The organism is Nitratireductor sp. ATLC21 (assembly GCF_057196525.1).
On sequence record NZ_JBXUOU010000002.1, the window covers coordinates 634511 to 660144 of the forward strand.

General features: G+C 58.1%; 14 protein-coding genes. 8 read left to right on the forward strand and 6 right to left on the reverse strand.

Translation table 11 applies throughout. The features are described from left to right. Nucleotides 1-297: 297 nt before the first annotated feature. Nucleotides 298-4248, forward strand: a complete 3951-nt coding sequence (locus tag AC2CHD_RS10585) for a DUF7507 domain-containing protein (protein WP_484553636.1) — start codon at nucleotides 298-300, stop codon at nucleotides 4246-4248. A 267-nt stretch (nucleotides 4249-4515) separates the two neighbouring features. Continuing rightward, nucleotides 4516-5487 carry an alpha/beta fold hydrolase gene (locus AC2CHD_RS10590; protein WP_484553637.1) on the forward strand — a complete coding sequence of 324 codons (972 nt, stop codon included), beginning with the start codon at nucleotides 4516-4518 and terminating at the stop codon, nucleotides 5485-5487. 58 nt (nucleotides 5488-5545) lie between these two features. Here AC2CHD_RS10590 and AC2CHD_RS10595 read toward each other — a convergent pair whose 3' ends face one another. From AC2CHD_RS10595 to AC2CHD_RS10605, 3 genes are read right to left on the reverse strand one after another with little or no spacing between them, the layout of a single operon-like run. Beyond that, entirely contained in the window at nucleotides 5546-5830 is a 285-nt protein-coding gene (locus AC2CHD_RS10595) for a PTS sugar transporter subunit IIB (protein ID WP_007008973.1), read from the reverse strand. 24 nt (nucleotides 5831-5854) lie between these two features. Further along, nucleotides 5855-6316, reverse strand: a complete 462-nt coding sequence (locus tag AC2CHD_RS10600; protein ID WP_484553638.1) for a PTS sugar transporter subunit IIA — start codon at nucleotides 6314-6316, stop codon at nucleotides 5855-5857. 12 nt (nucleotides 6317-6328) lie between these two features. Then, nucleotides 6329-7738, reverse strand: coding sequence for a PTS galactitol transporter subunit IIC (locus AC2CHD_RS10605; protein ID WP_484553639.1), 1410 nt, complete (start codon nucleotides 7736-7738; stop codon nucleotides 6329-6331). A gap of 471 nt (nucleotides 7739-8209) precedes the next feature. Here AC2CHD_RS10605 and AC2CHD_RS10610 point away from each other — a divergent pair, with 471 nt between their 5' ends. Continuing rightward, nucleotides 8210-8419 carry a hypothetical protein gene (locus AC2CHD_RS10610; protein ID WP_484553640.1) on the forward strand — a complete coding sequence of 70 codons (210 nt, stop codon included), beginning with the start codon at nucleotides 8210-8212 and terminating at the stop codon, nucleotides 8417-8419. 182 nt (nucleotides 8420-8601) lie between these two features. On the opposite strand, the gene AC2CHD_RS10615 is transcribed toward AC2CHD_RS10610, so the two are convergent. Continuing rightward, nucleotides 8602-9621, reverse strand: coding sequence for a hypothetical protein (locus AC2CHD_RS10615; RefSeq protein ID WP_484553641.1), 1020 nt, complete (start codon nucleotides 9619-9621; stop codon nucleotides 8602-8604). 747 nt (nucleotides 9622-10368) lie between these two features. On the opposite strand from AC2CHD_RS10615, the gene AC2CHD_RS10620 reads away from it, so the two are divergent. Continuing rightward, nucleotides 10369-11754: an integrase arm-type DNA-binding domain-containing protein gene (locus AC2CHD_RS10620; RefSeq protein ID WP_484553642.1), complete on the forward strand. Its 1386-nt coding sequence runs from the start codon at nucleotides 10369-10371 to the stop codon at nucleotides 11752-11754. Between the two features lie 152 nt (nucleotides 11755-11906). On the opposite strand, the gene AC2CHD_RS10625 is transcribed toward AC2CHD_RS10620, so the two are convergent. Continuing rightward, nucleotides 11907-12131 carry a hypothetical protein gene (locus AC2CHD_RS10625; RefSeq protein ID WP_484553643.1) on the reverse strand — a complete coding sequence of 75 codons (225 nt, stop codon included), beginning with the start codon at nucleotides 12129-12131 and terminating at the stop codon, nucleotides 11907-11909. A gap of 620 nt (nucleotides 12132-12751) precedes the next feature. Here AC2CHD_RS10625 and AC2CHD_RS10630 point away from each other — a divergent pair. The 4 genes from AC2CHD_RS10630 to AC2CHD_RS10645 all read left to right on the forward strand — a co-directional run bounded on the left by AC2CHD_RS10630 (nucleotide 12752) and on the right by AC2CHD_RS10645 (nucleotide 23904). Continuing rightward, the gene (locus AC2CHD_RS10630; protein ID WP_484553644.1) at nucleotides 12752-13405 is read left to right on the forward strand and encodes a helix-turn-helix domain-containing protein; all 654 of its coding nucleotides are present in this window, start codon (nucleotides 12752-12754) and stop codon (nucleotides 13403-13405) included. Nucleotides 13406-13619: 214 nt separating this feature from the next. Further along, nucleotides 13620-19166, forward strand: a complete 5547-nt coding sequence (locus AC2CHD_RS10635; protein ID WP_484553645.1) for a DUF6923 family protein — start codon at nucleotides 13620-13622, stop codon at nucleotides 19164-19166. Next, entirely contained in the window at nucleotides 19163-22879 is a 3717-nt protein-coding gene (locus AC2CHD_RS10640) for a TonB-dependent receptor (protein ID WP_484553646.1), read from the forward strand. The genes AC2CHD_RS10635 and AC2CHD_RS10640 overlap by 4 nt, the downstream gene beginning before the upstream one ends. Before the next feature lie 260 nt (nucleotides 22880-23139). Then, nucleotides 23140-23904, forward strand: coding sequence for a helix-turn-helix transcriptional regulator (locus AC2CHD_RS10645; RefSeq protein ID WP_484553647.1), 765 nt, complete (start codon nucleotides 23140-23142; stop codon nucleotides 23902-23904). Nucleotides 23905-24408: 504 nt separating this feature from the next. Here the strand turns inward: AC2CHD_RS10645 and AC2CHD_RS10650 are convergent. Continuing rightward, nucleotides 24409-25410 carry a PAS domain S-box protein gene (locus AC2CHD_RS10650; RefSeq protein ID WP_484553648.1) on the reverse strand — a complete coding sequence of 334 codons (1002 nt, stop codon included), beginning with the start codon at nucleotides 25408-25410 and terminating at the stop codon, nucleotides 24409-24411. Nucleotides 25411-25634: the final 224 nt, after the last annotated feature.

Sequence of the window (25634 nt, forward strand, 5' to 3'; positions counted from 1 at the left end):
CGGGTTCTACCCGTAACGTTTACCCGTTGAGACTCTGCAGATTATTGCCAAGCCCGTCGTTCTCCTCAGGATGAGCATGGGTCGGTCGGCATTTTGTCATGCTCGGCACTGCCTGCAAGCATTGAAATCTATGCGGCAGAACGATCGAAGCAAACTGCTTATATGCTACGGGAACGCGAGATGGACAATCTACCTCAGGGGCATTTCAGGCGACGCGTGAAGGGTGTTTGTGCTTCTTCTGTAGAGCGAAGAAGCAACTCGTCAGGCAATGCGGATATGCCTTGCCGTTTGCCGTCCTTGGCGGCCACGCTGATGCGGAGGGGCGCGGCCGTGGCCTTCGGTCTGGCAGCGCTCGGGTTCGCCGGTGTCGGAGATGCTGATGCACAGGTGCAAAGAAGCTTTCTCAATCTTGGTTTCGAGTCTCCCGTTCTCAGCTGTAACTTCGCGCATGTTCCCAGCACTTATGTTCTAGGTTGGTCAACCACGCACGCTTCGATGGCCGGCAATTGTGGCTATCCATCAGGGCAGTTGATTGAGATTTGGAAGACCGGATTTAACGGTGTGCCTTCTCGCTCCGGGTCGCAACACGCCGAGCTCAATGCCCGCCAGAATTCTCGCATCTATCAAACCGTGTGCCTCCTCCAGGATGACAAAATCGATTGGCGATTCAGCCATCGTGGGCTTTCAGGCACCGATACCATGGACTTCAGTATAGGTACTGCTGAGCGGGTTGTTCGGGCATCAACAAGCAATGCCGGCGTGGGTGGGCCGAGCATGTGCGGGAGTGGCGCTACCATCAGCGATGCCACGTGTGAATCCGCCAAATTCGGAACATGGAGAGATTATTCGGGGACATTCACCTGGACAGGGCCCGACAGCCTTCAACAATTTGGGTTCGCAGCGATCTCCACTTCGGATGGTAATCCAGATACCGGCAACCATATCGATGACATCCAGTTGCGTATCGATCCTCTGGTTGAGTTTTCGCAGGCTGAGACCGCTTATCCAGAAAGCGGAGAGGAAGTGGGCCTGCCGAAGATCAGGGTCAGCGGGTATCTCGAAGCGCCGTTGACGGTGACCGTGAATGTGGTGGGAGGAACTGCTGACCTCGGAGATGATTACACCACCCCCGGGGGCGGGGAGACTTTTACGGTTTCGATCCCGGCAGGTACGTATACCGCGGTGGATTTCGACCTCGGGGTCAGCGTCATTGAAGATGAGGAGACGGAGGAAGACGAGACGATCGAGTTCGAACTGGTTGAGGGTACCGGCTATATCTTGAAGAGCACTCAGACCTGCGGCGGGCCACCCATCGCGCTGAGTGCGCATACAATACAGGAAGAGAAAATCGAGCTCACCAATTTGGTCACACTCATCGATTCGAATGGCAATGGTGTGCCGGATGCCGGTGAGATGGTCACATATCAATTCGAGGTGACCAACACCAGTTCTGTTGAACTGAGCGGGATTACCGTCGAAGCGCCTCTTCCAGATATCCCGGTTTCGGGCGGCCCCATCAATCTGCCGGCAGGAGGAATAGACAACACTTCCTTCTCCGCCAGCTACACGTTGACCCAGGCGGATGTCGATGCCGGCATTCTCGAAAATCAGGCCGTCGTCAAGGGCACCGCTACGGCCACTGGCCACGAAGTCGAGGACCTTTCCGACGATCCCGACAATGCCACGGATGAGGATCTTGAGGGGGATGGCGATCCGGACGATATAACCATCCTCAGGCTCACTGCCGCAGGTGCCAATACGCTTGAGAAAGAGGCCGTGCTGATTGACTCCAATGGCAATGGTCTGCCCGATATCGGCGAGACCCTGGAGTATACGTTCACCGTGGTGAACACGGGCAATGTGACCCTCACCAACATTGAAGTGACGGACGAAAAGGTTGACGTGAAGAACAGCCCGATCGCGTCGTTGGCCCCGGGAAACTCGGATTCGAGCGTTAAAGGCACCTACGAAGTCAAGCAGGAGGATATCGACGCAGGCGAGGTGGCCAACAGCGCGACCTCGCGAGCATCTGATCCTCACGGCGATCCGGTTGACGCGGAGTCCTCACCCCCGGGAGGGACGCCGGGCGAAATGACGAAGACACCGCTCGACCAGAACAGCGATATGGATTTGCAGAAGGAAGCCGAACATCAGGATGCGGACAATGATGGTGTCATCGATGTCGGTGAAACGATCCTCTACACATTCACGGTGAAAAACACGGGGAACGTGACCCTGACCGATGTTACCGTCGAAGATGAAAAGGTGGACGTGGAAGGCGGTCCTCTCGCAAGCCTGGAACCAGGTGCCGAAGACGCGGAGACCTTCAAAAGCTCCTACGTCGTCACCCAGGAAGACGCGGATGCGGGCACGATAGAAAATGTTGCAGAAGGCAAGGCGAAGGACCCCAAGGGAGAAGACGTGGTCGTCCAGTCGCATTCCCCTGGCGGTGTGCCAGGTACCCCCACCGAGCTCGACATCCCGAGTGTGCCTGGCCTGAGCTTTACCAAAAGCGCTTCGTTCGACCCTGCGGATGATACGAATGGCAATGGTTTCCCGGACGCCGGCGAGATCGTTCGCTACGTGTTCGACATCAAGAACACGGGCAATGTGACGTTGTCGAACATCACCGTCGAAGATCCAAATGCGGAGACGGGCACTATACCGATCTCAAGTCTGGCCTCCGGCGAAAACGATGCTGAAACGATCTCAGGAAAACACGTGCTCACGCAGGAGGAGGTGAACGCCGGCGAGGTTGTGAACCAAGCCACCGCCCGCGGTGAGACACCTCAGGGCACTTCGGTAAGCGACCTTTCAGACGACCCTGAAGACCCGACTGATCAGGACGCCGATGGCGATGATGACCCGGATGATCCAACGGTGCTGAAATTGCCACAAAACCTCTCGCTGGCGACGGAAAAGACAGGGACCTATCGCGGAACACAAGACGGGTTTGCTCAGCCTGGAGACACCATTGATTATGAAGTGACCGTGACCAATGACGGCACAGTCACCGCATCTGATGTGACGCCACATGACTCCGGTCCGAAATTCAACGGTAAACCGGGCACGGGTTCGCTTTCCCCGTTCACACCTGCCAGCGCCGAGCTCGACCCTGAGGAAAGCCAGACATTCAAGGCGACATACACCTTGTCCGAGGCGGATATCGCCAATGCTCAAAACGTGGAGCATGGCGTTCAAAACTCTGCAACCGCGACAGGTAAGGGGCCCAAGGGAGACGAGACCACCTCGCCGGAAGCGATCGCCAAAGTCAATCTTCCCGGATATCTTATAAGCAAGACGGCGCAGATATTCGAGGTTCAGCGAGGGGGGCGTGTACCCTACGTGATCCGGGCAAAATTGATCGGGTTTACGTCTCCCCAAGTGGTTGACATTGTTGATGAGATACCGGTCGCATTTGCTTACGTCTCTGGCTCGGCAATGCTTGGGGATACCGCGCTGACGCCAAAGATCGAGGGCCGGAAGCATACATTCGAGGACATCACGCTCAATCCTGATGAAGACGTCGAGATTGCGCTGGACCTTCGGGCGACGGCGGCCGCGAAGCCAGATACCTACATCAACCGGGCCTGGGTGGAAGATGAGACCGGAGAGCGAGTTTCCGGCATAGCGACAGCCGAAGTTGAAATCGTACCGGAGCCGGTGTTCGACTGCGGCGACATCCTTGGAAAGGTATTTGATGACAAGAATCGCAACGGCTATCAGGATGCTGGTGAACCAGGGCTGCCAGGTGTCCGCGTTGCAGCAGTCAAAGGATTGCTGATCACCTCGGATGATCACGGCCGCTTCCATGTGGCCTGTGCAGACCTTCCTGATCAAACCATCGGAACCAACTATATCCTGAAACTTGATCCGCGATCGCTTCCCTCCGGCTATCGCATCACGACGGAAAACCCGCGTGTCGTTCGCCTGACTGCCGGTAAGGCTTCAGAATTCCTTTTCGGCGCCTCCATCGGGCGAGTTATACGGCTTGATCTCAGCGCGGACGCTTTTGAAGCGGACCAGGAGCATCTGAAGCCCGAGTGGTTTTCGCGTGTTGGGCAACTGATTGCTCTGCTCGACGAGGAGCCGTCTGTGCTGCGTATCTCCTACTCGGGTGAGAGAAGTTCGCTGGCCCGTAAACGGCTGGCTGCCGTGCGCAGTTTGATCTCATCGGAATGGCGCAATGTTGGTTCCCGCTACAGGCTCGAGATTGAGACGCGTCAATTGTCTGCGCAAAAAGACTGAGGATCTGAAAGACAAGGGGTGCGGCAGACTTGTTGAAACAAGCTCCCTGCTGCACCCCTTTCCGAATGAATGTCATGTGGTTCCGTCTCCCCTTCAACCTGGGAAGCTCAACTGCACTCTCTTCAATCGGCCAAGCTTGCTTAGTGGCTTGAGGAAACGCCACTAACGAACCTACCCACTCCAATTCGAACTGGATTTGTGCGTGGAGGAGCTGCTACGCAGCACAGGACTGCGTGTTGCGCGGTCATGGTAAAAAGCAAGGACCAGATGGCCGTGAGTTTGCGAGACCAGCCAGGCCCGGCTCGCGTGCGCGATCCAGGCTCTCCGCTTGTCGGAGGCGGGGAAGGATCGGATACCGGGCGTGGAAGACGTATCGATGTCGGCGGCTTCTGTCTGAACAGTCTTCGGCTGCTTGCTGACCGGCCGGATCTCCCCCCGCTCGTTTTCATCCATGGAGCAAGCACCAGTCTGCTTGATCCGCTTTATGCTTTTCGTTCGACCCTGGAAGGGCGGGCGCATCTCCTCTTCGTGGACCGACCTGGCCACGGCCTGTCCGATCACGGGCCGGATGCAAACATTCTTCCGGATGCTCAGGGCCATGCGATCGCAAGGTTGATGGCGCTGCGGGGCATCGACAGGGCCATTCTTGTCGGCCACTCATATGGCGGCGCGGTTGCCGCCGCCATGGCACTTGATCACCCCGAACGCGTTATCGGCACCCTGTTTCTCGCGCCTGCTCTCTATCCTTGGCCTGGGGGAATCGCCTGGTATTACAGCATTGCACGGGCCCGGATTCTGGGAGCCTTGTTCTGCCGACTTGTCGTTCCATGGGCGGGGCGCCTTGCGATGAGAGCTGCAGCTCAAGGTGTCTTCTCGCCGGATCCGATGCCGAGTGATTATCTGAAGGCAACGCGCGCTGTCGAGGCTGTCGCGCCTGCAGCCTTTCGGCACAATGCGCGCGAGATCAGTGCGCTTCTGGCGTGGACGGAACGCACCCATCACCGTTACAGGACCATAGGGACACCCTCAGTCATCATCACCGGCACGAGGGACGATGTTGTCTCGCCGGAGCTTCATTCGCAGCGTCTTGCCCGAGAGTTGCCTCAAGCCGAGCTGATCGCCGTGAACGGCCTCGGACACAAGCCGGATGTCCATGCAACCGAGCTGGCGGTCGCCGCAATTGAAAAACTGGCACGCGGGCCTGCGAGCAATGCCGATGAGGCGCTTGTGGGCGAATGAAAAGGCCCGCTGCCGGTCAGGCAGCGGGCCTTGATATTGCCGTGTGGCAAGCCGGGTTCTACTTGCGCAGTTCCGCCTCGATCTTGTCGAGTGCTTCGGCCTTGCCCATGCCGGTCAGAAAGGCGAGCGTCACGATGGACGGCACGCCGAGATCCGACGGCAGCTGCGTGGTCGAAACGATCAGATCCACGCCGTTCAGCTCAGAGCGCACTTCCGTGGCCTTGCACTGACGTGAATCGATGGTGATGCCGCGTTCCTTCATGGCCTCGGTTACCGCGTTGGCCACCACTGTCGAGGTGGCAATGCCGGTGCCGCAGGCAAACAGGACGGTCTTCTTGCTCATGGGTCTCTCCCGATCAATTGGGCATTATTTCAGAACCGCAGCGACATCATCAAGCGACGATGCCTTCATGAGGCCGGAAATGGCTTCCTCGCTTTGGATGGTCGCCATGATTTCCTGCAGCATTTCGATCTGACGGTCCTTGTCATTGAGCGCCATCAGGAAGACGAGCCCGACTTCCACTGCCTCATCCGGGTCTTCCATATTTGCGAAGGTCACCGGCTTCTTGAGCGTGGCAAGAGCAATGCCCGGCTTCAAGACATGTTCCGGATCCGTGTGCGGCACCGCAACGTTCACCGCGTGACCGAGCGGAAGTCCGGTCGGCATCGCGGCCTCACGGGCAAGAACCGCATCAGCGAAACTGTCTTTCACGTAGCCGGCTGCTTTGAGCTTGTCGGCAAGCAGTCGAATGACAGCCTCGCGGCTATCGGTATCGACCCCGAGGACAATCGCCTCGGGATCGATGTGGTTCATAAGGGCTTCAGCCATTCACTAACCTATTCAGCCTTGTTGTGCAGTGGTTTCATCGTCTTCCGCACCGGCGGCCCGTTCCCAGGCCAGCGTGTTGCGGCGATAGAGCCAGAAGCAGGCCGCGATGACGGCGGCGAGCACACCCAGCCCGGCAGCGCCCAGGTTCCGGATTGCTGCGATAACCACGTAGGAAATCCACAGGAAGCCGTCGACCACCGAGGTGATCTGGACCGCATTCTCAGGCATCTCGAAGCCCGAATCCACGGCGGCGCTGGTGAACAAAGGCGCAAGCGCGTTTGCCACATAGAAGCCGGCGGCAAGTGTCACCGTGCCGACGATCACCATGCGGAACACGTTGCCACGCAGGAGCGGTGCCGTCATTGCGACGATGAAGGGAATAACCGCCAGGTCGGCGAACAGGATCACGCGGTTGCCCGGCAGGACGATCGACAGGATGATGGCGATCGGCACCAGGATCAGCGACGCGGAAATGGCTGCCGGATGGCCAATCAGGATGGCCGAATCGAGGCCAACCAGAAGCTCCCGGTCACCGGTACGCTTGCGCACGAATTCCTGTGCCGCTTCCGAAACGGGAAGCAGGCCTTCCATGAGGATCTTCACCATGCGCGGCAGAAGCAGCATCACGGCGGCGAGCGTCATGCCCGTCTGCAGAACCTTGGAGAGGACCACGCCGAAATCGCCTGCGTTATAGTAGGCGACCACACCCAGCACGAGACCAATGATCAGGCCGAGCACGACCGGTTCACCGAAGACGCCGAAGCGGCGCTCGATGGTTTCCGTCGAGATGTTCACCTTGTTGACACCGGGAATGCGCTCGATGATCCAGTTGATCACGATGGCGATCGGCAGGATCTGGGCAGACGCCAGATGCGGAACCGAAACGCCCGGAATGCCATAGAACTTCTGCACAGCACGAGCCGACCAGTCAGCGAACAGCAGCGAAAGCGCCGCCATCAGCGCCGCAACAACGAGGCCGTAGGCAAGGCTGCCCGTGGCAGCGACGGCAAGCGAGCCGATAAAGGCAAAGTGCCAGAAATTCCACACGTCGACATTGAGCGTGCGGGTCATGCGCGTCAGAAGAAGCGCAATGTTGACGGCAATGCCGATCGGGATCACCCACAGGCCCACCGATGAGCCGAAAGCGATCGCGGCGGCTGAAGGCCAGCCCACATCGACGATGTCGCGCTGAATGCCCGTGTTGGTGACGATGGCCTGTGCCACGTCGCCGATGGATCCGAGCATCAGGCCAAGAACCAGATTGATGCCGATGAAAGCCACGCCGATGGTGACGGCGGCTCGGAATGCCTTGCCGATCTTGGCCCCCAGCACTGCGGCAATGACAAAAATGACGATGGGCAACAGAACCGTTGCGCCAAGCGTATCGACGGCCGCTTTAAGGCCGCTCAGGAATGTGTCCATTTTCCTCCCCCTGAATTCCTGTTCAGAACCATTCGCGATCAGAACATTTGTTTCTCAAAATAGACGCAAGTTTATGGCTTGCGGCCACTTGGCTGTCAATCGGCGAATGCACCGTAAAAAACGCCCCGCAGAACGAAAAAATGCGCTTTCTGATTTCCTCATAAGTGCAGTTTCGTCAAAACTACAACCATAAGACGAAAGCAAGCGGACGGGGCAAATGGTGCTCTCTGATCAAAACACATTCATGCCGGCTCCTCATGCCGGCGCAACCGCGCCCCCACCGTAACGCGAAGAACAGGAATACGCTTCACGCCTCTGTGGAGCGACCGCCAAAGCCGGCCCTCCCGCCCCCCGGGTCGGCTTTCTCCCAAAGCCTTGCCTCACTTCCTGGAAGTGCAGGTGAGGCTTTGGGACCCTCCCTGCAATTGGCCCGAGTGTTTTGCGTGACGTGCCGAACTCACCGGAATAGCCGTGCCCGCAAAACCTTTGATCGACCCCGACACCATTCTGCTTCTGCTCGACGAGATGGCCGAGCTCGGATACACGAGTGCGGAAGTGGATATCATGTTGGTGCGGCAGGGGGCCGTGGATCTGGATATCCTCCAGGAATGCAAGAGAAATCACCCTTTTTTTGGCGGGACCTCACGCAGGAAACTGCGCTTTTTCAGCTTGAAACGCTGAGAGGCAGGCGCCGAGTTCTTCATCTCTCGTTGAGATTCTAAAATCGGGTAGCGCCATGCTGCCTGTGACCGGTGGCTCTACCGTCTGTCTTGCGCATTGATTGGTCGGGAAGGACGCCGGAAAAAAAATGCGGTCGCGCTTCTTACGTGGCGCGACCGCATTCCTTCTTGTGACCGAGCGGGTCAATCTTCGGTGCTGTTTGCTGCCACCGTGGCATCTGCCTGGTATTGGGCGAGGGCCCCTTCATAGCCGAACAGTGCGGCGGCGACCCTGGCTGCGGTCGTCTCTGCAAGTGCCGCTTTTGCTGCTGGGCTGAAAGCCTCTTTCACCAGGGAAGAGACCTGGACCTCGCGAGAAGCGGAATTAAGCAAGTGCCAATACACACGCACCTCATCCGCTTCCACCTGAACACTGGTTAGCAGTTCGAACACCTCACTCTCCGGCCCGTACATGGCCTTGACCCGGGATACGACGGTTTCGAGTTGCTCATGCGGACGCACACCGACGGAACGGATGGCCCGTTCCCGGCCGACATTCAGCCAAAGCGCATCATTGAGCATTTCTGCGAATTGATTGGCATCAGCATTCACTTGACTGGTTCTTGCTGTGTCGAGCACCAGCACAGCCGCAGTCCCGCGATTGGCACCCGTTGGTACGTCCAGCCACAGCGGTGTCGTCACTGACAACAACAGGGCAACAGCGGTGACCAGGCCTGCACCGGCGGCCCAGACGCGCCGGCTCGGGAAATGCCGCGAGGCAAGTGCCGCCAACAGATTCGTTGGGCCGCGTTTCTCGAAGATGGGAACATAGGCGCCCAGAGGTATGGATATATGGACCGGATCCGCCTTGCCGGGCCCTTCATAATAATCTCGCAGAGATTTGCGCAATTGTCCCGCAGCGATCCGGACAATCGGATCCACTGTCGCATCGAAACTGGCATCCCTGCCGAAAACGTCTACAGCAATCGTAAACGCCTTGATTCGATCAGCGCGCCCTGCGAGCGTTTCCTCCACCACAAAGCGCAGGAAGCGCCTGTTGCGGTCAGATGCCCGGAACTCCGAATTCTGAAGAAGCGCTTCCAGGACAGCGGCTTTCTCTTCATTGGTTCCGCCTTCCCCTGGTGATGCAACCTGTGGCTCCTCCTTTCCTTCCTGTTTCGAGACCCCGTTCCTGTAGATTTCAGCTTGGTCATTCTGCAACATTATCTCTCGCTTTTCGCAAGTTTGAAGAGCCGTGGGCTCGGCTGAAGCCGATGCATGCGGCTCTCCCCTATCTGTGTCTTCGTCGTGTACGCAACAGGAGCGCCAGCCGGTCCTTCAGCAGACGACAGACAAGTCCAGAAACTGGATGCCGCCGTTGGAACGCGAAAGAAGCGCGCCGCAATCGCTGGCACGTTCTGCAAAGGCCGATGGCTTTGGCTCGAACAGACAGCACAAGGAACGCAAAACTGATTAGATTTTCGGAGACGATACGGTTATCGCCTACGGGCCAAACAAACATTCAGGTCGGCTTATGAACAAGTAAGCCTCTTGCCGAGAGAATTGGGCAAGTCACCGCGCGCGGTTGCGTGCGGCTTGTCTTGGACAAACACTTCGTCAGAAGAAGCGGAGTTTTACGGGCATTACGCCGCGGAAAGGGCAATGTTGCCAATGCACAGGCTGCCATCTCAAGCGGCATGAAATCGCGACAGCGAATAAAACAGGATCGGCAGGCAGGTGTGAAAATGGCGCGCCCGAAAGGATTCGAACCTCTGACCCCCAGATTCGTAGTTCAAAAATCTTCGTTCGCTACAATATCCGGTTGCCCCTCTAACATTGTACCAGTCTTGATAAATTATTGCAATTCAATGCATTATCGCATAGCTTCGTGCGGTGGCGACCCGATCCCTTCAGATCATTCGACTTGCCAAAACCGTTTCAAAAACCGTTTCAGCATACGAGGTCATACCTGTGGCGACCCTCCGTATCCAGCTCAACGACAAAGCCATCGCTCGCCTCCCGAAGCCCGATACGGGGCGCTACATTGTCCGCGACACCGATTTGAAAGGCTTCTTTCTCCTTGTCGGCACCAAGAAGAAGACGTTCATGATCCAGGGCGATCTTCGCCAGCAGGGTAAGCGCGCTTCAACCCTGCGGCTGGCGCTTGGAGACACAGCCTCACTCTCGACGCGCGTCGCACGCGCAATGGCGAAGGAGTATCTCGTCCAGATCAGTCGTGGACTGCATCCCAAATCCGACGAACACGTCTCCAAGGCGTCGACGGTCGCTGATCTGCAAACGATAGACGTCACGGATGAGGAAGAGAAGCCGGCCGGGATCACGCTGCGGGAGGCCTGGGAGCGCTATCGACTCGCCATGGAGCGCAAGAACCGAAGCGAGCGCACGATCGAGAGCTACCGAGACCATGTGGAACGGATATTCAAGGACTGGCTGGACACGCCGCTGATCAAGCTCGGTGAAGATCCCGCGCAGGTCGCGGCCAAGCACGACACCATCTCCGAGCAGAACGGTCCTTATATTGCGAACGGCAGCATGCGAACCTTCCGCGCAATTTACAATCATGCCCGCAAGACCAATCGCAAGTTGCCAACCGACAATCCGGTCGACAGTGTGGATTGGAACCACGAGAAGCGCCGAAGCAGCGGCATGGGGCTGGCCGACCTCAAGGGCTGGTTCATCGAAGTCGCCAAGCTCGACAATCCGATCCGCCGTGAGTTCCATTTGTTCACCCTACTATCCGCCTCGCGTCCGGCAGCCTTGAAAGAAGCAAGGCTGATCCATCTGGATCTGCGCCGAAGGGTGCTTCACATTCCCCGTCCTAAGGGCGGCGCCGATCGCGCCTTCGACATTCCTCTGTCCCGCCAGATGATCAACTGTCTCATGCGGTCCATTCGTTTCGGCCGGCGGATATACCCGCTCGAAGCTATGGATTGGATATTTCCCGCTGACAGTGCCGATGGACATCTGGTTGAGCAGAAAGAAGACCGAGAAGTGCTATCAAAGTGGGGCAACGAACTCCGCCAAACCTATCGCACCGTAGCAACCCCTGCGGGCGTTTCGGAGCTGGATGCGCGCATGCTGATGAACCATTCCGTCCCAGGTGTGAACTCCGGCTACATCACGCGACATAAGCTGCTGGAGGATCATCTTCGCACGCAGCAGCAGGCGATCAGCGACACGGTCTTCTCAGCAATTGGGGATGCGTTGACGAAACAACCCGAACTTCGCGACTGGCTTGGAGGTGGCGCCGCGCGCCGACATATCGCCCGCGCTGAGGAGGTGTCCCGGAAGCGCGAGGTAAGGAACGTTGCAGGCAAACGAAAGAAGTTCGCCTAGCTAGAATTCACCTATGCTCATTAGCGCACGCCTAGTCGGGATGGATTTTCTTTTCAACGAAGCACATTCTCGACATTTGGGGTGGGCCATCAAGATCGCGATGCATTGCGTCCGCCGGCGTTTCGGCAGCGTCCTGTTGGTAACGCTGTCGCTTAAATCGGTACTTCCGCGACCCGCAGGCCCCTGCCATAGACGACCGGGAGCGCGGCCTGGTACCTGAAGCAGGTGGTGAAGTTGAGCAGTTGAGTTATCTCGTCGCGAGTGAGCACCACCGGCAGCTTGCGCGGATGCGCCAGCCGGAAGAGCCTACGCGCCGGATCCGGTCGATCGACCGTGTGAGTGATGAATAAGCGTAGCGCCGACACGATGCTGTTCATCGTCGCAACGGGAACGCAGTCCTCCTGCTGCTCGATCTGGAACCGGCGCAGGTCGTCGGCGGTAGCTGCGTCTAGAGTGGGAAGCGCAGCACGTTCATGTCGACGATCACTCGCTGGCGCAGCGCCCGACCTGTGCCCTCTAGCTCAACCGCAGGCACCTCTCCCGCGCAGAGGGTTCGTTCTGCGACACTAAAGCGTCTGGGCACGAAAGCGCCCGCATTTCGGACGTTCGCCGGCGTTCTCAAAGCGGTCGCACCTTGCACGCCGTGCGAAGGTCAATAGAGGGCGGGGAGCGGACTATCGTGCTCGGCAAACGAACGGCTCAAAAAGGGGCCGGGAGCGGACGGTCAGCTTGGGGCATAGCAGCGTGTGTTTTCGATGAGCCGAAAGTGCGCGAGAATGCTGTGGTCGATGATGCTGGCCGAGTGTATTGGTGTCTCATGTTCAACGAGTTCTCGCATATACCAGGGCCGCGTCTGGCGACACCGCGAGGCGGTGCCGCATATTTCACGCTAACGGCCGGGTCGATAAGCATCTCACGAAGCCAGCATAACCTCATCAGCATCTTTCTGGGAACCGTCCCAGATTTGCAGGTGGCGGTCGCATCCAGAAAGCCGAGAATGCTTGTCGCGACTCCAGGTACGGTAATGGTCGCTCCGACGGGATCAGCCGTGGAGAGCAGCTGGAACGACAGAAGAGAGAGCATACTCCTCGTGATTCCGGACGGAAGCTTCGATGCAATCATCGCCGAAGAAGGGGGGCATGGTCGTGATGTGTTCGATCGATCACCGTACAAGACTTACGACCGCCGTGTGCTCGGTGCTGCTGAGCAGATAAGGAGCGAGCTTTCGAAGTCGCATGCCAATGAACTTCTGATCGGATCCCTGATCACTGTCATCGGTGTTCATCTCCTGCGCGATCAGAAGCATGCTGCGCAATCAGAGAAGGGAGGGCTCTCCCATTTTCAGGTGAAGCTTCTGGCAGACCATTTGGAGATGAACCTGTCCCGCAAGGTTACGGTCATGGAGCTCGCTGAGATCGCAGGATTGTCGCGGGATTATTTCGTACGTGCGTTTTCCCGAAGCTTCGGCGAGCCGCCGCATCGATACCTTGTTCATCGTCGTCTGGAACTTGCCGAGCGCCTGTTGACAGAAAGCCAGCTGTCTATTGCGGATATTGCCTATGAATGTGGTTTCTCCAGTCAAAGTCACTTAACTGCCACAATGCGCAAACATCGAATGAGGACGCCGATGGAAATGCGCAGATCCTCTTAAGTCTGTGTTAACTTTGGGATTTCCTCTATTATTCTGCGACGGCACTTTCTTGATAAAGATAGTAATAATCTGAAAGACATAGTCGCTGGTTTTGCTGCCCACTGCGCAGGTGATTTGTTCGGCTGGGCGGCATCAGGTTGAGAACGCGGCAATTGGTTTTCATCCTGAATGCGTGATCCGGTCCTGAACAGCACTGTTCGAGGGGGCCACATCCATGCGAATTCCATCTCTGCTGACGGGCGAATTGCGCGCGTTTAACTCACGCTGCAACTTGCAATTTAACCCGTTGCCGTTTCTCCGGCGCGCCGCTGAATTGCTCTTTGCGGCAACATGTGTATTTGCGGCCGGTGGCGTGGATGCTCAGGCTCAGTCGCAGCCAGCATTTCCGGGATGCACTGCCGATACGTATCTGGCGCAGTATTCAAACACGCGGTTGTTTGGCTTCGATACTTCGACCAATCCGTTCGTCGTCAATCCGATCGGACCGGCTTCAGGAGTGACGTACAACGCAATCGGTTTCAATCCGGCCGATAACTATATTTATGGGCTCCGGGGAACCAACCTTCTCAGGATCGGGAGTGACGGCAGTGTACGGGATTTGGGTCCGATTTCCGGACTCCCTTCAGGCTCGATCGCCGGTGAGTTTGGTCCCGGCGGAGCGTATTACGTCGCGCAGGCCTGGCGGATATACAGGATCAACGTCAATACAAGGACGGCGACATACAAGACGCTGAGCCAGCGTGTTGTCGCACACGATCTTGCCTGGCATAATGGGCTTCTTTACACCGCAGCGAACAACAACGGTCTCCTACGCTCCATAGACCCCAACACCGGCACTGTGACCGATATCGGGAACACAGGCGTTTCCAACAGTGGCTTTGGCGGCATGTTCGGGGCGCCGAATGGCGTTTTCGGTGCCAGTAATGACGGTGGGTTTTATCAGTTCAATCTGAACACTGGTAAAGCCACGCTCATCTCCGATCTTCAAGGCTCCGGCAACAATGACGGCGCCAAGTGCCCCACGGCTCCATTTGCATATGCTGCCGATCTTGAAATCACCAAGGACAATGGGCGGACAGTCTACACATCGGGGGACACTGTCTACACAATTACGGTGAACAACAAGGGCCCCTTCGGCGTGCAGGATGCGGTTGTGCGAGACCCGTTGCCAGCGGGGATAGCCGTTGCAAACTGGACCTGTACAGCGAATGGCGGTGCGACCTGCGGTTCATCGTCGGGAACCGCCGCAAATGGCAATGCCATCGATGACGCCCTGGTCAGCATTCCGTCGGGCGACAGCGTTGTGTTTTCCCTCACACTCAACGTGCCCGACTCGCATAGAGGCGATCTGACCAACACCGTCACTGTCTCCAGCCCCTCCGCTTCCCCGGATCCTGACCTGAGCAATAACACAGCCTCCGATACGGACATTTCCCGTCCAGTTCTGACGCTCGAAAAGAATGTGGTGAACGATGATGGCGGAACGCTGACCGCTTCGGATTTCACCCTCAGTGCAAGCGGTCCCTCAAACATTTCCGGCCCAAGCGGGGATGCAGCGGTGACGGATGCGCCCGTCACCGCCGGCACTTACACGCTCGGTGAAGTGGCCGTGTCGGGTTATTCGCCCAGCGATTACAGCTGTGTGGTCAACGGCGGCTCTCCGATTTCGGGCAACACGATAACGCTCGCCGATGGCGACACGGCAGTCTGCACCATCACCAATGACGATGATCCGGCAACGCTCACGCTGCGCAAGACCGTGGTGAACAATGACGGCGGAACGAGCGCGGTCGGGGATTTCACCCTGACGGCTTCGGGTCCCACCAGCATTTCGGGAGCCACAGGCGATATATCCGTCACAGCCGCACCCGTTGCCGCGGGCAGCTACACGCTCGGTGAGGTTCCGGTCGCCGGGTATTCGGCAGGAACCTATCGCTGCTCGACCAATGGTGGGGCCACGGCTGTAAGCAACAGCCTGACTCTCTCCAACGGGGACAGTGCAGTCTGCACCATCACCAATGACGATATCCCGCCGTCGGTGACGATTGCCAAGGCGCTGGTTGGAGAATCCGGTTCCGTACCAAACACCCCTGAAACGGGCGAGACGTTGATCTATGAGATCACGCTCACCAACACCGGCGGCACGGCCTCCAATTATGAAGTCGTCGATATTCTCGACAGCAAGGTCACGTTTTCGTCCGCGGACAATGGCGGCACGCCTTCCGGCAATGAGGTTCGCTGGACGGGATTGACGGTGCCGGCACAGGATGCAGGCATACCCGGCGAGCTTGTCCTAACGGTCAGCGTCGTGGTTGGACCGCTTTCACCCGGCGATGAGGTTGCCAATATTGCCAAGCGTCCGGGCGATCCGGACCCTGCCTGTCCTTCATCGCAATGCGTTGTCATCCCACCGCCGCCCCATATCGAAATCGAAAAAAATCTGACTGGCGAAAGCGGAGGCACGTTGGCCGGCACTGCCGAACCGGGAGAGCGGCTTACCTATGAGATTCTTCTCACCAATCTGGGTAGTGCCACCTCAACCTATGCATTGCGCGATCGCCTCGATGAGAACATGACCTATGTCAGTTCCACCCCGGCAGGCGCTTTTACAGGCGGCGCCCCCAATGGCGGGCAGGTCGACTGGACCAATCTGACCGTTCCTGGCGCCAGCGGTGGCACCCCAGGCACCCTCTCGTTGCAGGTGGTGGTCGATGTTGTCGATCCACTGCCGGCGGGCGTTAACCGCCTCACCAATATCGCCTTCGAGCCCGGCAAGCCGGAGCCAACCTGCCCATCGCCGCAATGTGCTACCGTGCCGACGGCAGGCAATGTTTCCGTCGTCAAGGCGCTCACGAACGAAAGCGGCGCGGAACTGAATGTCGCCGAACCCGGCGAACAGCTTACCTACGAGATCACGCTCACGAACACAGGTGGGGTCGCCAATAATTTCTCCGTCGATGATGTGCTCAGCCCGCACACCAGTGTCGTCAGTGCCACGCCCACTGGTACACCGAGCGGTGGCAACTACACATGGTCCGGCCTGACGGTCCCTGCACACGACGGCACGAACCCCGGAGAGCTTGTCCTGTCCATCACGGTTGAAGTCGATGATCCGCTACCGGATGGCATCGTGTCTTTGACCAATATTGCCAAGGAGACAGGCACCGTTGATCCAGACTGTCCCTCCGATCAGTGCGTGACGTTGCCGGCAGCGCCGAAGGTTTCCATGCGCAAGGCCTTGACGGGTGAAAGCGGCAGTCTGCCGAATACCGCGGAAGCGGGCGAGCGACTCACCTACACGATCACCCTGACCAATCAGGGTGGCGAATCGACCAATTTCGCGGTCGAAGACTACTTTGATCCAAACACGCTCTTCGTCAATGCAAGCAATGGCGGCCAGTTATCCGGCGATCATATTACCTGGTCCGGTCTTACCGTTCCGGCACATGATGGTGCCAATCCCGGACAACTTGTTCTGACCGTGGATGTAGATGTGGTCGATCCGCTGCCAAGCGGTGTTCCCAGCGTTTCCAACATCATCAAGAAGCCCGGCGATCCCGATCCTGTTTGTCCATCCTTCCACTGCGCCGTGACACCCGCCGAGGGCTCTGTCACGATTTCCAAGGCACTCACTGGTGAAACCGGCACACAGGCCGGGGTGGCAGAGGCAGGTGAAACGCTCACCTACACCATAACGCTCACGAACAGCGGAGGAGAGGCGACCGGCTACTCCGTTCAGGACAGGCTCGATCCCAACACAACCTTTATTTTCGCATCGCACGGTGGTGCCGACAACGGGACAACGATCGACTGGAGCGGCCTGACGGTTCCCGCTTATTCGGGAGGTACGCCAGGTATGCTTGTGCTGACTGCAGAGGTTCTGGTGGCCGATCCGTTGCCGGCCGGTGCTTCTCAGATCGCCAATATTGCGAAAACGCCGGGTGATCCGGACCCTGTCTGTCCCTCAGAACAATGTGTCGTCACCCTATTGGAGAACAAGGTGACGATCACCAAGGCGCTGGTCGCGGAGGATGGCGTCGCTGCCAGCTTGGCTGAACCCGGCGAAACGCTCACCTATGAAATCACTCTCTCAAATGACGGTGGCGTGGCAAGCAACTACGCGGTCCAGGACGTGCTCGATCCTAACACTGTCTTCGTTTCGGCCACCCATGGCGGCCTCGACAACACGACATCCATCGACTGGAGCGGTCTCACCGTTCCCGCCCATGACGGTTCGAGCCCGGGAACGCTCGTTCTCACGGCGGAAGTTCGTGTTGCCAACCCGCTGCCGGCGGGCGTGACCGAACTCACGAACATCGCCAAGGAACCGGGCTCACCGGATCCCGCCTGTCCCTCCAGCCAGTGCGTTGTAACGACGGCACAGGATGCCCGGCTCGTACTGTCCAAGACTGGGATATATGAGGACACCAATGGCGACGGTGTTGCCGGTGTCGGTGACTTGATCCGCTATACCTTCACCGTTCGCAATGACGGCAATGTCGAACTTCAGGATGTTGTCCCGGTCGACAATGGTCCGACATTTTCGGGCAGGGCGGGCGCCGGAACCCTGTCCGATTTCACGCCGCTACAGGCCATCCTGTCTCCGGGGGGCGAGCAGGTCTTTACCGCCACCTATCCCCTGACGGGGCCGGATATCGATCTGGCTGCCGGCGTGCACGATGCGGTGGAGAACAGGGCGGTTGCACGCGGTTATGCGAATGGCAATGTCGTGAGCGGTCAGCCGGTGGACTCCAATGAAAGCGCCTCCCTTCTGGCCTTGCCCGCAGCCACCAGCAATGTCTCGGTGGAGAAGATTGCGCTGCTGCACAGCATCCGTCGGGGCGAGCAAGCTCCGTTCGTGATCCGGCTGACCAATCATTCCGGCTCGATGGTCACAGGCCTCACCGTAACCGACACACTTCCGTCGGGTTTTCGCTATGTCGCAGGTTCGGCGAGCATCGACGGCGCCAAAGTAACGCCCGTGGTGGGCGGCCGCACGGTGCGTTTCGAGAACATCTCGCTTGCCGGCCACCAGACGCTGGAATTCCGTCTGAGCATGTTGGCGCTCAGCTCAGCGGGGCCGGGCAAGCACACCAACACTGCCTCGGTCACCGATGCCGGCGGGACGCGGCTTGCGCCGGTTGCAAAGGCCGTGGTCGAAATTCTGGTGGAGCCGGTGTTCGACTGCGGTGACGTCATCGGCAAGGTGTTCGACGACGTCAATCGCAATGGCTATCAGGATGAGGGCGAGCCGGGCCTGCCGGGCGTGCGGATCGCCACGGTCAAGGGCTGGCTTGTCACCACCGACCAGCATGGCCGTTTCCATGTCGCCTGCGCCATGCTGCCGGACCAGCGTATCGGCTCGAACTTCATCATGAAGCTCGACACCCGCACGCTTCCAACGGGCTATCGCGTTACCACGGAAAACCCGCGCGTGGTGCGTCTGACAGCCGGCAAGATGACGAAGCTGAACTTCGGTGCCTCGATCGGGCGCGTGGTGCGGCTCGACCTCAAGAATGAGGCGTTCGAGCCGGGTGGGACCGACCTTGCACGGCAGTGGGCGCAAGGCGTGAACCGGCTGATCGGTGTGTTGCGCACGGAAGAATCAGTTCTGCGCCTCAGCTACATCGATGCAAACGCAGATCTGGAGCTGGCCAGGGCGCGGGTGAAGGCGTTGCAAGCCCTGATCGAGCGCCGCTGGCGCGCGGAAGGCGCAAACTATCGGCTTGAAATCGAGACGCGTGTGGAGGTGGGACAATGAGCGCTATCATTCGTTTGAAGCGGGTCTCCATGCGGCTCTTTGGCAACCGGACTCTCCTTCTCGCAGGAACGGCGCTGATCGGTGCTGCGGCTCTGCCGGCAATGGCCAGTGCCAATGACGGTCCAGGGGCCGGCACTCTGCCGATCGCAGAGAACACCGAACGTGAAACCACGGCTGACGAGGGCTCGATACCCTTCTCCATCAGTGTTGACGGCGAGACTGTCGAGGAAAGTGTCGAGCGCGGGCAGCGGCTGCCGGGTGCCAGTGCGTCGCCATCGGATGCAGCCAAACCGGTCGACCGGCAACGTCGTGCGGATGTCGATCTTCAGGCCGCTGACATTCAGATCAAGTTTGAGGGACTTGAGGCCGAGCCGTTGCTTAATGTGGCCACCGCATCGCGTCGCAGCCGGTTCCGGCCTGGAGAGACGGTGCGTTTTCGCGCTTCAAGCAATTATCCGGGCTTCATCGAGCGCGCCGAAATCCGCATTCGCACGCTGGATTCCGGGCGGGCGAAAACAAGGCCCCTTGCCGTGATACCCGTCAAGGCCAATGGCGAAGCGCAATGGTCGGTGCCTGTGAGCGGCGATGAGGCCGATTTCAGCTACGTGCTCAGGGTCTATGACAGTCGCGGACGTTATGACGAGACGGAAGCGCTGCCATTGTCGCGCAGCGACAGGAATGTGAGGCTGAAAGCCGAGGCCACGGCACCCGGTTTCGGCGAGGACCGCACGGCCGTGCGCAACATTCCGGTGCGCGGTGGCGTGGTCACCGTCTATGGCCGGAATGTTCCGGCCGGTTATGGGGTCGAGGCGTTTGGCGAGGCAATCCCGGTCGATCCGAACCGGACGTTCGTCGTGAACCGCATCCTGCCGCCGGGCGATCATGATGTGAATGTCTCGTTGAATGGAGTAGGGAAGAGCGGCGGGCTGCATTTCAACCGTGCGATCAACATTCCCGACAATGAGTGGTTTTATGTCGGCCTGGCGGATATCACCATCGGCAAGCGCATGGGAGATGACAATATCGAGGCGGTGCGGCCTGGCGAATATGACGATGTCTATTCGAAGGGACGGCTGGCCTTCTACCTGAAAGGCAAGATCAAGGGTGAGTATCTGCTGACGGCGGCAGCCGACACCGGCGAAGACGACATAGAGAACATGTTCCGCGATCTCGATGGCAAGGATCCGCGACAGCTTTTACGACGTCTCGACCCGGACGATTACTACCCGGTCTATGGCGACGATTCGACCTTTGTGGAAGACGCGCCCACCAAAGGGAAATTCTATGTCAGGCTCGAGCGTGGCGACAGCCATGTCATGTGGGGCAACTACAAGACCAGCATTACCGGAACAGAGTTTTTGAGGGCCGAGCGCGGGCTCTATGGCGCCAATGCGGTCTACCGCTCGGAAGACAGCACCACCTTCGGAGAACGGCGCACCGAGGTGACGCTCTATTCTGCCCAACCCGACACGCTGCCGCAGCGGGAGGCCTTTCTCACCACCGGCGGCTCGGCCTATTTCCTGAAACGGCAGGACATTGTCGAGGGCTCGGAAACGGTCACTGTCGAATTTCGCGATGGTGTCACCGGCCGGATCATCGAGCGACGTGTGCTGCAGTTCGGACAGGATTACCGCATTGATTACATGCAGGGCGTCATCATCCTGAATCGACCGCTTTCCTCCTCCACGGGAACCGATGCTCCGGTTCGAAACGGGGCGCTCGGCGGCAACAAGGTCTATCTGACAGCGCAATACGAGTTCGAGCCGGTGGCCGGGGACGTCGAGGGCTATGTCTATGGCGGTCGCGCCCAGCACTGGGTGAACGACAGGGTTCGTGTCGGCGTGACCGGCATGAATGAAACGACCGGGCTTGCCGATCAGCAGGCGCTCGGCGCCGATATCGAGCTGCGTCATTCAGAAACCACCTTTCTTGAAGCTGAAATTGCGCATTCCAAAGGTCCCGGGTTTGGCTCCTCACGCTCGACGGATGGTGGACTGACTTCCAGTGATTACGGCACGTCAGGCAGCCGTGACCGCTCGGCCATGGCCTGGCGGGTGCGCGGTCAGGTCGATCTGGAGGACTTAGAAAGCGCCGGCATGAAAGGAACGCTCGGCGGCTATTACGAGGAAAAGCAGGCCGGCTTTTCCACGCTTTACGACGAGGTGAATGTCGACAAGCGGATATGGGGGGCGCATGCCGATCTCGCCCTGAACGACCGGGTTGGGCTGAAGCTCGCCTATGACGATTTCCGCGACGATGATGGCCAGATCAAGCGCGACGGCACGTCCTCGATTGCCTGGCAGGTGGATGAATACTGGAAGGTCTCGTTCGGTGTTTCCTACACCGAGCTCATGTCGCCACGCGCCATTTCGGCAGGCAAAAGCGGCTATGACGGCTCCCGTCTCGATGCCGGTATCCGCGTCGACCATCGCTTTGACGACGATCACCTTGTCTATGTGTTCGGGCAGGCGACGCTGGAGCGCTCGGGCGACATAGACCGCAACGACCGCATCGGTATCGGTGCGGAGGTTCAGCTCACGGAAACGGTCGGTGCCGCCGCGGAGCTCTCCTACGGCACCCATGGGCTGGGCGCTCTCGCCGCCCTCAACTACGACCCCAATGACGATGAGCACTACTATATCGGCTACAGGCTCGATCCTGACCGGGCCTTCGATCTCAATCGCAGTCATGACCTTGTCGGTTCGGACAGGGGCGCGGTCGTGGCGGGCGTGCGCCGCCGCATGGACGACATGGCCTCGGCCTATGCCGAAAGCAGCTACGACATGTTTGGCAAACGCCGTGCGCTCACCCAGACCTATGGCGTGATTTACACGCCCGATGATGTGTGGACCGTGGATGCGGGCTTCGAGGCCGGCCAGGTGCGCGACGACACGATCGATCCGGCAACCGGTCTCCAGCGCTCCGACTTCGACCGATACGCGCCATCACTGGCCGTGGCCTACAAGGATGAAGAAGCGGGCATCACCGCGCGGGTCCGTGGCGAGGTTCGCATCGAGGATTCCGACGATGGCACACGCGACCAGAACACATATCTGTTCGCTGCGGGCGTTTCCTGGAAGACCAGTGAGGACTGGCGCCTGATGGCCAATATCGACGCGGTCCTTTCCGACACACGCTCGACGGTGACTTCGTTCAAGGACACCGACTATGTGGAGGCATCGCTGGGCTACGCCTATCGACCGGTCGATCATGACCGGCTCAATGCGCTTTTCAAATACACCTGGCTTTACGACATGCCCGGCAACAACCAGCTTGTCAGCGGCGCTACGGGCGATGCCTATGCGCCAGCCCAGCGCAGCCACATTCTGTCTGCCGACGTGACCTATGACCTGGTGCCCTGGCTATCCATCGGCGGCAAATACGGCTTCCGATATGGCGAGGTGAAATACCGCTCTGCAAGCGGCTCGGGCACGGGTTTCGAGCAGAACTGGCAGCGCTCTTCAGCGCATCTTGGCATCCTGCGGGCTGATCTGCACGTGATCAGGAAATGGGATCTTCTGCTTGAGGGCAGGGTGTTGCACATGCCCGAGGCCGACACCACCGACTTCGGTGCGCTGACGGCACTCTACCGCCATGTCGGAAACAACTTCAAAGTGGGTGTGGGTTATAATTTCGGCAGGTTCTCGGATGACCTGCGGGATCTTACGCTCGATGATCAGGGAGTGTTCCTGAATGTGGTTGGCAAATTCTGAGAAGCCGCTATGACGGGAAATGCGCAAGTTCGAGAATGCAGTCCTCCCAGTGTGAGCAACAATCCGCAAACTGCAAAAGCAATGGAGGCTCCAACGCATGGATGCCGGCGACCTCCCGAGGGAGAACCCCTGACGTGAGTGCGCCTGTCGACGATCGCGACTCCATGTTGTCATTCATACCCGACTTGCTGGGCCGCAGGCGGGCCTCCACGTCACTGGGTGGCGTGACGCATTCCTTGCGGGGTGCAGGTGAAATCTCCATGACACCCGAGAGCCACTACGCCACTGTCTTTCTTCAGCCGGTCAAGAAAGTTCTAACCACGATGGGTGGTGATAAACTCCAGGAGATCGATGTACCTGCGGGAGCCGTGGGCGTGGCACCTTTCGGAACGTCGGCGAAGACTATCTGGCCGACTGCGCGAGAGACCGTTGCCGTCGTTATTCCTCCGGACCGGTGGGCCGAGCTGGCTGAGCAGGAATGCAAGGGTGGTGCCGCACAGATCCAGTTCACGCCTGCATTGAGGCCAGATCGGTGGGCGCTGGAGATGGCGCAGATGTTTCGCGATGAGCTGACGAGCGAAGCAGGCGTAAACGAGCTCTATGTCGATTCGCTGATAACGATGTTCGGCATTCATTTATTGCGTGAATACGGTGCTTCTTCCCTCTTAAAACCGGTGGAGAATGCGAAGCTTTCACGTATCAATCAGCAGCGCATCAGTGAGTTCATCGCGGCGAACTTTACCAGAAAATTGACTGTGTCCGAACTGGCTGGGCTGTGCGGTTTGTCCCAAGGGTATTTTATCACCGCATTCACGAATACCTTTGGTGAGCGCCCTCATCAGTTTCTTATCAAGCGAAGGCTCGATCATGCACAACGGCTACTTGTCGAGAGCGACATGCAGATAGCAGAGATCGCTTTGCTTTCGGGTTTCTCAAGCCAAAGCCATTTTACGGCGTCCATGCAGAGAATCCGTAAACTCACACCAAACCAAGTAAGATCCACAAGGAACTTCCTCTGCGAGTGAGGCATACGTCTCTCGACGACGGTAGGTAGGCACCCAACTTAAAGTCTTGCGTAGTCGCTCATTATGCTAGGACTCGGATATCCAGTATCTGCATCTTTGGGATATCCGCGGAAAGGCGGTCGGATGGCCGCTATACCAGTCACTGGGCGGCGCTGACTGCGCTTTGTAAGCCTATGGCCGTGGTATTGCGCAAAGACTGCCTCTTCCGACCACGACCCCATCTCTGTCGTACCAAGGTCAGACGATTTCCGAAGGCGTCGTTCCCGGGCTGGTTGTCTATCGGCATGATAGGGGCCGGGAGCGGAATGGCTGCTTTGCGAAAGCGGTCGGCAGTACGCCGCCGTTCTGGTTGGCCATGCAAAATAGACGCACCTCGCAGTCGACGAGAAGCTCACTCGGGTAATTTCGCTGCTGTTTAAGAAGGTCATCCCAGTGCATTACTGAACAAGGCCTGCCATTGCTCCGGCCTGTTGTGCTGAAAGCTTTAGCGGGGGCGTCGATACTCTAGGCGTTTTCCGCTGTCTCTTCCAGCTTCCGAGCATCTAGGTTCAATACAACCGATATACCATTCGAAGTATGAGATCTCTCAAATGAACCGGCGAACGAGGAATTCAGAACGTTCTTTATCATGCGCGTTCCGAAGCCCTCCAAGCTCCCGGCTGCGGAATAGGAGATTCCGCCGGTTTCGGTCCAGTATATGAAGAGCCGGTCCTCGTGCCGCTTGCTTCTCACCGTCAAATTACCGTCTCTGCTAGAGAAGGCTCCATATTTAACTGCGTCCGTGCCGAGTTCGTGAAAAACCAGTGCGAGGGGCGTCACGGCTCTGGCGCAAACAGGCACGTCCTCAACGAGCATATCCACTTGTTCCGACGCCACAAGTGGAGAAAGAACAGACTTGAGGAGATCCTGTAGGGTAACGAAATCGCTAAGGTCAGTTTCGACCTCAGGATCAAGTATGGTTCGGGATTGGGCTTCAGCCAAAGCATTCAGCCTCTCATGCGCGAGCGCCACCAACTCCTCTTTGGTGCTGGCTTGGCGAGCACATATATTTAAAATCCCGCTGGCCACTGAGAAGCAGTTTTTAAGTCGATGCTTCATCTCTGCCAGTAGGATGCGCTGTGTTTCCTTGGCTTTTTGCTGCAAACTGAAGTCGCGGGCAATCTTTGAAGCGCCAACGACGTTACCGTCCGTGTCCCTGATAGGTGAAATTGTAAGCGATATGGGGATCTCGGTGCCATCTTTTCGTCTGCGTATAGTCTGATAGTGACGAATGTGCTCGCCACGCCGAAGTCGAGAGATGATGCCGCTTTCTTCGTACTTCCGATCATCCGGCATCAATATGGTGATCGGCTTCCCGATGACCTCGTCGGAGCGATAGCCAAAAATCCGTTCGGCGCCTTCATTCCAGGAGATGATGATGCTGTTTAGATCTTTTGTGATGATGGCATCGTCGGAGCCTTCGACAATCGCAGCCAAATGCTCCTGTAGATCGAACTCTAAAGCCATACCCGCTTCTCCCAATCTACGCGATCATTTTATAGTGTCAGTGCAAATCGATCATGGCAAATCTCATCGTTTCGACGCGAGATAGATAAGACGGAGAGGACCACGTTCCTGCGCAACACTTGCGAGCTTAAGCCGTTTGGGAGGCGAAGGGAGTTTCTTAATGCGCAAAAACCAAATTTATGCACTTCTGACCGCTGCCCTTTTGCTCATACTGGTGTTCCTAG

Coding starts and splice junctions, on each gene's coding strand:
- AC2CHD_RS10605 (WP_484553639.1), bottom strand. CDS start 7,738: ATGGACACATTCCTGAGCGGCCTTAAAGCGGCCGTCGATACGCTTGGC.
- AC2CHD_RS10600 (WP_484553638.1), bottom strand. CDS start 6,316: ATGGCTGAAGCCCTTATGAACCACATCGATCCCGAGGCGATTGTCCTC.
- AC2CHD_RS10590 (WP_484553637.1), top strand. CDS start 4,516: ATGGCCGTGAGTTTGCGAGACCAGCCAGGCCCGGCTCGCGTGCGCGAT.
- AC2CHD_RS10645 (WP_484553647.1), top strand. CDS start 23,140: ATGACACCCGAGAGCCACTACGCCACTGTCTTTCTTCAGCCGGTCAAG.
- AC2CHD_RS10650 (WP_484553648.1), bottom strand. CDS start 25,410: ATGGCTTTAGAGTTCGATCTACAGGAGCATTTGGCTGCGATTGTCGAA.
- AC2CHD_RS10595 (WP_007008973.1), bottom strand. CDS start 5,830: ATGAGCAAGAAGACCGTCCTGTTTGCCTGCGGCACCGGCATTGCCACC.
- AC2CHD_RS10615 (WP_484553641.1), bottom strand. CDS start 9,621: ATGTTGCAGAATGACCAAGCTGAAATCTACAGGAACGGGGTCTCGAAA.
- AC2CHD_RS10630 (WP_484553644.1), top strand. CDS start 12,752: ATGCTTGTCGCGACTCCAGGTACGGTAATGGTCGCTCCGACGGGATCA.
- AC2CHD_RS10635 (WP_484553645.1), top strand. CDS start 13,620: ATGCGAATTCCATCTCTGCTGACGGGCGAATTGCGCGCGTTTAACTCA.
- AC2CHD_RS10625 (WP_484553643.1), bottom strand. CDS start 12,131: ATGAACAGCATCGTGTCGGCGCTACGCTTATTCATCACTCACACGGTC.
- AC2CHD_RS10640 (WP_484553646.1), top strand. CDS start 19,163: ATGAGCGCTATCATTCGTTTGAAGCGGGTCTCCATGCGGCTCTTTGGC.